At 42.6% G+C, this 10,680-nt stretch carries 8 protein-coding genes; 5 read left to right on the top strand and 3 right to left on the bottom strand.

Going from position 1 to position 10,680, the window contains the following annotated elements; genetic code table 11:
- The first annotated feature begins 250 nt into the window (after positions 1-250).
- Both VB740_RS14810 and VB740_RS14805 read left to right on the top strand, forming a co-directional pair.
- Positions 251-1,510 carry a glycosyltransferase family 2 protein gene (locus VB740_RS14810; RefSeq protein ID WP_323200748.1) on the top strand — a complete coding sequence of 420 codons (1,260 nt, stop codon included), beginning with the start codon at positions 251-253 and terminating at the stop codon, positions 1,508-1,510.
- Between the two features lie 883 nt (positions 1,511-2,393).
- Positions 2,394-3,671: a glycosyltransferase gene (locus VB740_RS14805; protein ID WP_323200747.1), complete on the top strand. Its 1,278-nt coding sequence runs from the start codon at positions 2,394-2,396 to the stop codon at positions 3,669-3,671.
- Between the two features lie 126 nt (positions 3,672-3,797).
- Here VB740_RS14805 and VB740_RS14800 read toward each other — a convergent pair whose 3' ends face one another.
- A complete protein-coding gene (locus VB740_RS14800; protein ID WP_323200746.1) occupies positions 3,798-4,382 on the bottom strand; it encodes a TetR/AcrR family transcriptional regulator in 585 nt (194 codons plus the stop codon).
- Between the two features lie 141 nt (positions 4,383-4,523).
- Here VB740_RS14800 and VB740_RS14795 point away from each other — a divergent pair, with 141 nt between their 5' ends.
- Positions 4,524-5,027, top strand: coding sequence for a GNAT family N-acetyltransferase (locus VB740_RS14795; RefSeq protein ID WP_323200745.1), 504 nt, complete (start codon positions 4,524-4,526; stop codon positions 5,025-5,027).
- Positions 5,028-5,220: 193 nt separating this feature from the next.
- On the opposite strand, the gene VB740_RS14790 is transcribed toward VB740_RS14795, so the two are convergent.
- Positions 5,221-5,745 (bottom strand): DUF2085 domain-containing protein, encoded by a 525-nt coding sequence (locus VB740_RS14790; protein ID WP_323200744.1) that lies wholly within the window; start codon positions 5,743-5,745, stop codon positions 5,221-5,223.
- A 43-nt stretch (positions 5,746-5,788) separates the two neighbouring features.
- The gene (locus VB740_RS14785; protein ID WP_323200743.1) at positions 5,789-7,900 is read right to left on the bottom strand and encodes a TIGR00300 family protein; all 2,112 of its coding nucleotides are present in this window, start codon (positions 7,898-7,900) and stop codon (positions 5,789-5,791) included.
- A 306-nt stretch (positions 7,901-8,206) separates the two neighbouring features.
- Here VB740_RS14785 and VB740_RS14780 point away from each other — a divergent pair, with 306 nt between their 5' ends.
- Both VB740_RS14780 and VB740_RS14775 read left to right on the top strand, forming a co-directional pair.
- Entirely contained in the window at positions 8,207-8,371 is a 165-nt protein-coding gene (locus VB740_RS14780) for a hypothetical protein (RefSeq protein WP_323200742.1), read from the top strand.
- 534 nt (positions 8,372-8,905) lie between these two features.
- Complete coding sequence (locus VB740_RS14775; RefSeq protein ID WP_323200741.1) at positions 8,906-10,489, top strand: glycosyltransferase family 39 protein; 1,584 nt, start codon at positions 8,906-8,908, stop codon at positions 10,487-10,489.
- Positions 10,490-10,680: the final 191 nt, after the last annotated feature.

Here is a 10,680-nt window from a genome sequence, read left to right as displayed (position 1 = left end):
AGAGGCAGAGCCTCTTTTGAATACATTCCCAGCCTGGAGGCTGGGAACAAGGCGATCACAAGCCTTTGGGCTTTTCTTAGTGCCATTCCCCCATGCTCCATGCCCCATTCCCCATTCCCCATTCCCCATTCCCCATTCCCTATTCCCCATTCCCCATTCCCCATTCCCCATCCCCTATTCCCCATTCCCCATTCCCCATTCCCCACTCCCCACTCCCCAATCCCTCATTTTGTCGGAGACTAAAAAATTAATGGAAGATTTGGCGATATTTCTATCTAAGTCTTTGACGGGTTGGCTAGTTATTCAGGTGTGTTTAACGCTTGTCTTTATATGGTATCTGCGCTCATCTAAAAAAAAATTATTACCGGATGAGCAGTTACCTAAAACAGCAGTCATTCTTTGCCTACGCGGAGCCGATCCGTTTTTGCCTAGATGTTTGCGATCGCTCCTGAACCAAAACTATCCACAGTATGATTTAAAATTGATCGTTGATAGTCACGAAGATCCCGCTTGGAAAATTGCCAGTGAAACTATCACAGAGCAAGAAGCGACCAACGTTCAAATCAGCCCTTTGAGAATAGTACGCAACAATTGTAGTCTCAAATGCAGTTCTTTAATCCAAGCTGTCCGTGAGTTAGATGATTCCTACAAGGTGGTTGCCTTAGTAGATGCTGATACTATCGTTCATGTGAATTGGCTGCGAGAGTTAGTTAGCCCTTTAAGCGATGCCAAAGTAGGGGCGACAACAGGTTATCGTTGGTATGTCCCTACAGGTAAGTATTGGGGATCTTTAGTGCGCTACGCCGGCAATGTAGCCACAGTCGTGCAAATGTTTCTCTTCCAAATCCCTTGGGGTGGGACTTTGGCTATGAAAACAGAAGTGCTTCGCCAAACAGAACTGCTAGATAAGTGGGGGCAAGCTTTAAGCGAAGATTTTATGATGCACGACATCCTCAAAAAACAGGGCTTGCAGGTAAAGTTTGTGCCTTCGCTACTGATTGTAAATCGTGAAGAGACTGATTTATTCAACTTAATAGATTATCTCAAGCGCCTCATTCTTTGTTCTCGACTATATCACCCACGTTGGTTAGCTTTAGTTAGTGAAGCTGTTTCTAGCATTTTGTTTCCTACTACAGTCATCATCTTAGTTCTAGAGTCGTTGTTACAGGCAAAATGGGAAGCTGCGGCTCTCTTGTTAGGCTGCTATAGCGTCTATACTGTCGGATTACTCTTAATAATGCTCGTGTTGGAATTAGAGATACAGCGAGTGATTCGCTCTAATGACGAGGCAATCGCAAAATTATCAGTTCCTACAATAATTAAAATGTTGATTGCGATTCCCTTAACACAGTGGGTTTATGGGTTAGCGATGTTATCATCCCTGTGGACATCAACAGTCAGCTGGCGCGGTGTCTCCTATCGGGTTCAAGGCCCCTGGAATGTCCGTCTAGTAGAATATCGCCCTTATCAATGGTTAGATCAGCCTATTGATAGCAAGGCTTCTCTTTGAATTAAATCGCTAAAATATGAAAAATTCGTACTTCGTAAACAAGCTCGCTACGAGACGCTACGCGTAGGTTGCTCCTTTGCAGGAGTACGTGAACTCGCTACCACTATGCTAACGTAATTATGTTTTATATAAACGGGGGTATCAACCCGTATTCAATTACGAATTACGAATTACGAATTACGATTAACTAGGGCATGAAAGTTATTACACTAAACATTCCCTAGTCTTCAAATTATATTATCTTATATTTAGTAAACTATATTAGCTATAACCCTTGTCAGAATACACGCTTTTTTGTTGATTACTAAAATGTATTTGCATTAATGGCAAGGGTTTAGACAAATATATTAAGGGGAATTTTGACTTAGTATTTTGGATGTTTTGATAGTTTCAATCCACGTTTATATAGTGGTTTGCAGTTGAGTCTAATACAGACCTAACCTCTACCCCTTCTTCCCTACGAGGAGAGGGAAGGGGAGTAAGCCTCAAAGTCTCTCTCCTTGTAGGCTTAAGGTGTACACACAAGTCGAATTACCTCCCTTAATCCCCCCGATATATTGGGGGAAAAAAGAAATCTAGTTCCCTCCCCTTTATAAGGGGAGGGTTAGGGTGGGGTAAAACTTTAGTTAATCAGCTATTTCAAACTTGTGTGTACACCGTAGCCTTGTATGAGAGAGGAATAAAAGTAAGGTCAGAGTAAACGAGAAGCGTTAGAAACATCCTCTTCATAATCGACAATTTCGGCTATTTGACAATGCGTAAATCCTTAGTCTAACTTTATTGGTGGGAATTCCTGAGCCAAATAATCAGGATGTTCATGAAACATTTGCTGCGTAAATCCTAAATTCAAAACCAGCATTTTTGTGAAATATTCCCCTTTATTATGACTAAGCAAAAACTTCGCATTGCATTATTTACAGGGTTGTACGCTCCTTTCTTAACTGGAGTTTCTGTGGCAGTTCATCAACGAGTTCGTTGGCTGCTAGAGCAGGGACATGAGGTTTTTTTAATTCATCCACAAATAAACGATCGCTACCCCAAAAATGTAGGCGATCGCCCCATGCCAGGTTTAGAGGAAATTCAATCTTTCCCCAATTTCTCTGCTTACGCATTCCCTACAGAACCTCTGCTATTCTACAAGTCTCTTCCTCAACCGTTGAACTATCGGCATTGGAGCGATACCAAGTTGCTGGAGAAATTCAAACCCGATATTATCGTGGTTGAAGAAGCAGCCCAAATGAGAGGTTTATACTCATTTTTCTTGCAAGGTTATGGTCGCCCGATCGGCACCCAATACGCAAGACGAACAGGCACGCCAACAATATCACTCTTCCATACAGATATCGTTGCATATATCAAATATTACTTTGGAGATCGGTTCTTCAATTTGGTTCGTCCCATCGTTCCCGTTTTAGTCAAGCAATTTAGTGAGTCTTATGACTTCAATTACTTCTCTTCTAAAGAACAACTGACTAAATACGAAGAACTGAAATGCCAACGCGCTGAATACGTCGCCTATCAAGGTATCGATTGCGAAAAATTCCATCCGCGAAACATTTGTTACAACCCAATTCCTGATGATAATCGGCCGACTATTTTGTTTGTCGGACGCATCACACCCGAAAAGAATGTTAACCAACTGCTTGATATATTTCCACTCATTGCTGCCAAAATCCCTGATGTCCATCTGGTGATTGTTGGTAGTGGCCCATTAGATGAAGAGATCCGTCAGCGTGCCCAACAATTTGGATCGGGTATTACTGTATGGGGCGAGTCCCACGGTACGGAACTTTTAGGTTGGTTTGCTAGAGCAGATGTTTTTGTCAATCCCTCCGTCACCGAGAACTTCTGCACGACAAATAACGAAGCGCTAGCCTCTGGAACTCCTCTGGTTGCTGTTTTTGCACCGTCAACCTCAGAACAGGTATTTCCTGGCCGTAACGGCTTTCTTGCCCAACCTAATAACCCCATAGACTTCGCCCAAAGGGTAATTACGATTCTAGAAAATCCTGATTTGAAAGCAGATATGACTCGTCACGCTCGCCCCTCTATACTCGAATTTGATTGGTCGGCATGTATGCAAAAATTTGAAGATAAACTCTACCAAATCGTTGAAGGATCACAGAAGTTGGAGGTAGGTACAGGCAGTATAAGACGCTAACGATTATATGGTGTTCGCTTAACTAGCTGAATCAAAAGACCTCTCCCTGGTTTTACTACGTAAAACCGTCCCTCTCCGAGCCGGAGAGGGATAGACTTGGACTTTGCTAAATAAGACCATCAGTGTTCAAGATGATGCAAGTATTGCATTGATATGTCGCTGCACGAGATATTTTTGTTGATCTGTGGAGAACTGCTCAGGACAAATAACAACACTAGTGCCAATGCCATCCACTAGGGCGATGAGTGCATTGGCTTCGAGGGTCAAATCAAGATCGGCTCGAATCAGCAAGGCTTTTTGTAAGTCAGCTAACTCTTGACAAATAATTTGCCGTAAAAAGTCATAGCGTTTTCGATGCTCCTGAACAAGGCGATCGCGCCCGATAGAATAGCCCAAAAATGCCACCCAAACCTTCCAATCAGCTTTGTCAATGTCCTCCAGAGGTAGAGCCACAAAAATCATCTGTGTTAGTCTGTCAATTCCTTGTCGTCCCTCGGCACAGATTCTCATGCTTTCTAGGACGTTTTCAAACACCTGTTCCAAGGCAAATAGGATGAGTTCTTCTTTATCTCGAAAGTAATGGGTAACAACCCCAGTCGAAGAGCCAAGTTCTTGCGCGATCGCTCGCATACTGGCACGATCCAATCCTTCACGGACAATCACCCGCCATGCCGCTTTAGTGACTTCAATACGGCGCTCGTCATAACTCATAGCTCTCCTCGGTTTACAGCAACATAAAACAAGTATCTTGACATTTTATCACAACAGTTGTTATGTTTTAAAGCGACATAACAACTGTTGTGATATTTCCTTTAGAGGCTAACCTAATTTTACCCACACACGGAGTTCCCGATGATTCGACCAACCATACCCGATGACACAACCGCGCTGATTGCCTTAGCCGATGCAACCGGACTGTTCCAACCAAACCAACTTGAGGAGCTTGGCGAAATGCTGTCCGATTACTTCGGTAGTAGCAGCAACAGCGATTCTCTACCAGACGGCAAAGCCGAACGCTTTTGGATTACAGACGACGACAACGGGGCGGTGGGGGTTGCTTACTGTGAGATGGAACGGATGACTGATGAGACGTGGAATCTACAGTTGATTGCTATCCGACCCGATCGCCAAGGACAAGGACGTGGTGCGACCTTGCTACGCTACGTTGAGCAAACATTGATGGTACGCGGCGGGCGTGTGCTACTAGTGGAAACATCGGGGACGCCGGACTTCGAGCGCACACGAGCGTTCTACCGCAAGTGCGGTTATGAAGAGGAAGCACGGATACGCGACTTTTATCAAGCGGGCGCTGACAAAATCGTTTACCGCAAGGCGTTGTCCGCTCAAGAGCAGTAAGCGCCCGCCCGTCTTGTCACAAACAAATCCCACGCTCAAATAACAAAACGTTTTAAAACCTTCTGCCTTCTGCCTTCTGCCTTAAAGCCCGTAACTTTTCATCACCAAAAGCTGACAAGAACCTGTTTTGACTCACAATGCGATTGCATCGACCTGCAAAAATTAATCCACTCTACAAGTTGTGCGATCAAATCTACAATTGGGTCAAGCTAGTTTTAGTACCACGCCACCCGTGCAATATCGGCATAGTAAACAATCCCCACGCCAAACCTGTAATCAACCCAAAAGGCGTAACCAAGTAATTATTAAAACTCCATAAACCGAAAACTTGTGCTGCCAATTCCAAAGGATAAGCCATCATCAGCACACTAGCGATCGCCACACCACTCCAGCCATACTGATTTAACCAGTAAAATCCTTTACCACCAGTTACTCCATACAGCAGACGAGTAATCAGCAAACCCGTTACAGTGCCATAGCAGCGCATACACACCGCCATAATAAACGGTGGTGCTAAATCTAACCCCATAGTTGGTTGCGGACAAACATGATTACCCATGAAATAAATGATGTCCGCAATACTAGGAAGCAAAGACACCCCAGACGCAGCCAGAAAGGGAGCCACTGGCGGGCCAAAAACCATCCCTACCAACAAGAAATCAGCAATCAAACTGACCCAATTAACCTGCAATTCTTCACTGAAAGCTACTCTTGTCATCTCCCTTTCTCTGTCTCCTCTGCGCCTGGAGCGGTTTGTCTTCTTAACCTACCTTATCAACATACGGGCTGGTTAACTTATCCAACTGCTGAATCAGCAAACTGAGGAATAATCCCACATCTGTCACCACACCCACCGATTCTACAGAACCGCGATCGCTTAATTTAGTCACCACAGCTGGATTAATATCTACACACACCATTTTCACACCAGCCGGAGTCATATTCCCCACGCCAATGGAGTGCAGCATCGATGACAGCATCAAAATCATCTCCGCACCTTCTAAGTGTTTGGCATATTCCTCCTGTGCCTGAATCAAATCCATTTGGGTATCAGGCAAAGGCCCGTCATCCCGAATTGATCCCGCAAGGACAAAAGGCACATTATTGTGGACACACTCATACATTACGCCACTTTTAATTGCCCCCGCTTCTACAGCTTTGGGAATACTGCCATAACGGCGGATAGTATTAATTACCTTCAGGTGATGGCGGTGTCCACCACGGACAGCGACACCCCGCTTCATGTCCACACCCAAGGAAGTGCCCATGATATTTTGCTCGATGTCGTGAACTGCGATCGCATTACCACCCAAGAGCGCCTGTACGTATCCTTCCCGAACCAGTTGCGCTAAGTGTTCGCCGCCACCAGTGTGAATCACCACAGGCCCAGCCGTGACAACTACCTTACCACCAGCATCGCGGATTTTCCGCAATTCCCAAGCTACTTGCTCAACGACCAATTCCACGCGCCGTTCGCTGGAAACTCCCGCCGACATAAAGCTGAATTCTTGAGTGCTGCGTAGTTCGCGTGATTCAGTTTTGCGAATGGTGCGGATACCTAGCACATCTACAATTACCTGTTCGCCAACTTTTAAATCGCGTAAGATTTTACACCGAGCGACTAAACCATTGACAGTTTGGGTAATTGCGATCGCGCCGTCCATCCGCTGATTTTCCACTTTCACCCACTCACCATTAATTCGGACTTCGGTGGGATAAATTGTACTGACGTAGAAATCATCAGGCGCAACGCCATCTTGGATTACCGGCTCCAATTTAGCGTCTCGCTCATCATGGGGTAAATCTACAGCACCCAAATCAATCAACATTGAGATGATTTCTTCCATCACCTCATGGGATGGTGCTGATACCCTCACCTCGGCGGCTGAGGTACTTTGCCGTTGTTCTCCCAAGTCGAAATTCAAAACTTGAAAGCTTCCCCCGGCATCTATAATCAAATCCAAGGCGCGGTTAATTAAACCTGCATCGAGTAAATGTCCTTCCATGCGAATGACGCGGCTTTCTACCGAGACATTGGCATGAATTTCATCCCGAACTGGTTCCGTTACCCGCAAAGTTAAGCATTTAGCCGCGCCTCCAGCTTTAAGAAATTCGGTAAGCTGCGTTTCCAGCACTTGAAAACCTACATCTGCAAGGCGGGTTTTTAAACCATCACTTGCCTTGTTCATGATGACGATACTATCCACATTCACCGCATTACAAGCGAAGTTGACTGCATCGGCTTCGGCAATTGCGATACGCTTTTCGGGTGCGACTCGCATTTCAATTAAGCGGTTGGAGTAAGAATCAAAAGCGCCTGGATAATATAGCAAATAGCCATTTGCTAGAGGGCAAAAGCAGGTATCCAGATGATAAAAACGTTCGTCTATGAGCCGCAGGGATAGCACCTCAATATCTAGCCATTTAGCGAGATAAGGGTGAGAATCTAATTCCGAGCGGAAACCGTATCCCGCCCATAACCAGCGTCCTTCTCGATCTAGCAGTGCGTCTCCTGCTCCCTCAAAGGGTAAATCTTTGGGGAGTTCATTGACTGTATAACCATTTGCCTCAAACCATTGTTTGAAGAAAGGCTCCTCTCCCTGACGTTCTTTGTGCAAAAAGCGACTGAGGACGACATTAGTCCCCAGTACCAAGCCAGCGTTGGCGGTAAAAACCAAATCTGGCCAACCTTTTTCAGGTGGTACTAAGTCTACAATGGCGTGTTGTTTAAGGATCTGGTGTAGTCCTTGCCACTGTTCCACGGCGCGATCGCGCGATGACTTGTGAATATTCCCTTCCATCCAAGGATTAATCACATAGTCCACATCGTAGTGGTCAGGAGGGCACATCAAAAAGCGAATACGGGAAGTCATAAAAATCTTACAAGCGTTTTATATGCTACAAGCTTATTTGTGATACAGATTTTCCATTTACTGTCATTGGGTAAAATCTGCTACTAGAGCTTCTATCTTTTGATAGTTGAAGGCTTTACAAGGCTTCGTTCTTAATTCTATTACTGGAAGATGGTAATAAGTAGAGAAGGTGACAAAATGGTGTCGAACAGGCTTACCCTGACCGTCTCAGTAGTGCTGAGTGAGGTTGCTCTCAGCAAAAGAGTACAGTAACTGAGGGGGGGGAGCCTCATACTTAAAATACTTGCTCTGAACTAAGGACACATTATGCCTTGTATACTTTCCATTCAACAGGAATTTTTTGGCGTTGCTCGATGTAGATACGTAGCAGTGCTACGTATCTACAAGGCTTTTGGGATTATGCAAAATCATTTTCATACATGGAATCAGCAACGCCAATTTTTTTATTGGTTAGGTAGCTGCGATCGCTAGCTGAGTCTACTCGATAAACCAGTTGTATTCATAGCATTTTAATATAAACTTGACAAAATACTTTTGTTTTTAACATAAGTATTTTACATTTAGCTCAATTTATACTATATTGTTTACGATAAAAAATCACCGATTGTATTTAATATGGGATATTGTTGTCAAAAGCTTCAATATCTTTGAAACTCATATTGTAGGTTACTTTTGGCTCAAATATTTATCGAGATTGCTCCTAATTAAGTGTTAAGCTGGGAGCGAACAACTAGATATTTAGTTGCTAGATAATAGATATTAAGCTAAATATTTATAGTTAGAAAAACGGCGAAAATATTTTTAACTTTTAGTATTACTTTAATAAATGAATATTATGTGTCAAATTAAAAGTAAATATTCAAATTCAGCTTAGATCAAACAGTTGTAGCGGATTGCAATCTCTTCGAGAGGAGAAATAGAAGTCAAATACCTCCTAATAAACGATTCTGGCGAGCATAAAACTTTACCACCGTTGATTAAAGCTTTGAGGAGATTGAAAACTGTATGAAAAATCCATTGTTACAAAATTGGACTGGTTCTAAATCTTGGTTACGTTATTTAATCATCATTCTATTAGTAATAGGTGTATTTTTTCGGTTTGTCAATATTGACAAAAAACTTTATTGGGGCGATGAAGTCTTCTCATCATTACGCATATCCGGCTATATGCAGTCAGAAATGAATGAGCAGTTAAGTAATGGTCGTTTGCTCACCATAGAAGATTTGCATAAATACCAGTATCCCAATTCTGAAAAAAACGTAGTTGATACAATCAAAGGGGTAATGTTAGAAGACTCACAGATTTTGCCGCTATACATTGTGATCACCCGATTTTGGTTGGAATGGTTTGGCAATTCTGTAGCGGTGGCGAGAAGTTTTTCGGTATTTCTTAGTCTGCTCACCTTTCCTTTTATTTATTGGCTATGCCTAGAATTATTTGAGTCTTCACTAGTAGGGTGGATAGCGATGGCTTTGGTAGCCGTTTCACCGATTCATGTTGTGTATGCACAAGAAGTACGAGCATACAGTTTATGGATAGTAACTATCTTAATGTCGGGCGTAGCCTTGCTGCGAGCCATGCGCCTTAAAACAAAAGTTAGTTGGTGCATTTATGCAGCAACATTATCAATAGGATTTTATACCCATCTATTTTTTACCTTGGTTGCTTTTGCACAGGGAATTTATGTAATTACAATCGAACGCTTCCGATTGAGTAAAACATCGATTTATTACCTGATTTCATCGCTTGCAGGGTTTATCAGTTTTGTACCTTGGATTTGGATTATTATTACGAATCCTCAACCAGAAGCAGTAAGTTGGGCAAGTGCTAAACAAACAATATTTGCGTCAGCTACAAGGTGGGCTGGTATCTTTAGTCGGACATTTCTTGATTTAGGTATTAGCCCTAGCGATCCCGGAAAAATTAAGCTTCTCTTAATTCCTTTTATTGGAATTATTTTAGCTTTAATGCTCTACTCAATTTATTTTCTCTGCCGAAGAACCTCTAAGGAAGTTTGGTTATTTGTCTTAACCTTGATTGGATCTGTAGGGCTTCCATTACTGATAGCAGATTTCGTTTTTCAAAAGAGATACGCTACTAGTCGATATACACTTCCCTCGGTTTTAGGTATACAGTTAGCTGTTGCTTACTTATTTAGCACTAAACTCACATCTATTTCTACAAAATTCTGGACAAAAAAGCTCTGGTCATTTGTAGCATTCATGGTAATTATGGGCGGAATAATGTCTTGTACAATCAGTTCTCAAGCCCAAATTTGGTGGAACAAGTTACCGGAAAAAAACCAAGAAATTCTTCAAATTGCTAACATTGTTAATCAAGGTAATAAACCGCTTTTAATTAGTGATGCTAGCATAATTCCATCAATACAAGTTCTTGGTCACTTAGTTGATCCAAAAGTGCGACTTCAAATTGTAGAGAAAAATCAGTTACCAGAAATTACTAATGGTTTTACTGACATATTCTTGTTTAATGCTTCTGACTTCTTAAAAGCTGGAATTGAGAAAATTTATAACTCAAAGTTACAGCAGGTAAACGGTATTCTTTGGAAAATAACAAAATCCACTTAAACCGAAGATATAGGAATCCGATTTGATTTTTGAAATGATTTGCGTAGGTAGGCAAGAGGCAATAGGCAATAGGCAATAGGCAATAGGCAAGAGGCAATAGGCAATAGGCAAGAGGCAATAGGCAATAGGCAAGAGAAAAGAAGGCTTCCTAGTTGTATTGAGTTTTTTCAGAAATCAAATACTAGTCCTAT

Source organism: Nostoc sp. UHCC 0251 (assembly GCF_034932245.1).
Lineage (GTDB): Bacteria > Cyanobacteriota > Cyanobacteriia > Cyanobacteriales > Nostocaceae > Nostoc.
The sequence above is the reverse complement of the archived record's forward strand: the minus strand, read 5'-3'. Positions and strand labels throughout refer to the sequence as shown.

Bases quoted from the DNA above. Each gene is read 5' to 3' on its own strand.
- VB740_RS14780 (WP_323200742.1), top strand. From the start codon at position 8,207: ATGCCTTGTATACTTTCCATTCAACAGGAATTTTTTGGCGTTGCTCGA.
- VB740_RS14775 (WP_323200741.1), top strand. From the start codon at position 8,906: ATGAAAAATCCATTGTTACAAAATTGGACTGGTTCTAAATCTTGGTTA.
- VB740_RS14805 (WP_323200747.1), top strand. From the start codon at position 2,394: ATGACTAAGCAAAAACTTCGCATTGCATTATTTACAGGGTTGTACGCT.
- VB740_RS14810 (WP_323200748.1), top strand. From the start codon at position 251: ATGGAAGATTTGGCGATATTTCTATCTAAGTCTTTGACGGGTTGGCTA.
- VB740_RS14790 (WP_323200744.1), bottom strand. From the start codon at position 5,745: ATGACAAGAGTAGCTTTCAGTGAAGAATTGCAGGTTAATTGGGTCAGT.
- VB740_RS14800 (WP_323200746.1), bottom strand. From the start codon at position 4,382: ATGAGTTATGACGAGCGCCGTATTGAAGTCACTAAAGCGGCATGGCGG.
- VB740_RS14785 (WP_323200743.1), bottom strand. From the start codon at position 7,900: ATGACTTCCCGTATTCGCTTTTTGATGTGCCCTCCTGACCACTACGAT.
- VB740_RS14795 (WP_323200745.1), top strand. From the start codon at position 4,524: ATGATTCGACCAACCATACCCGATGACACAACCGCGCTGATTGCCTTA.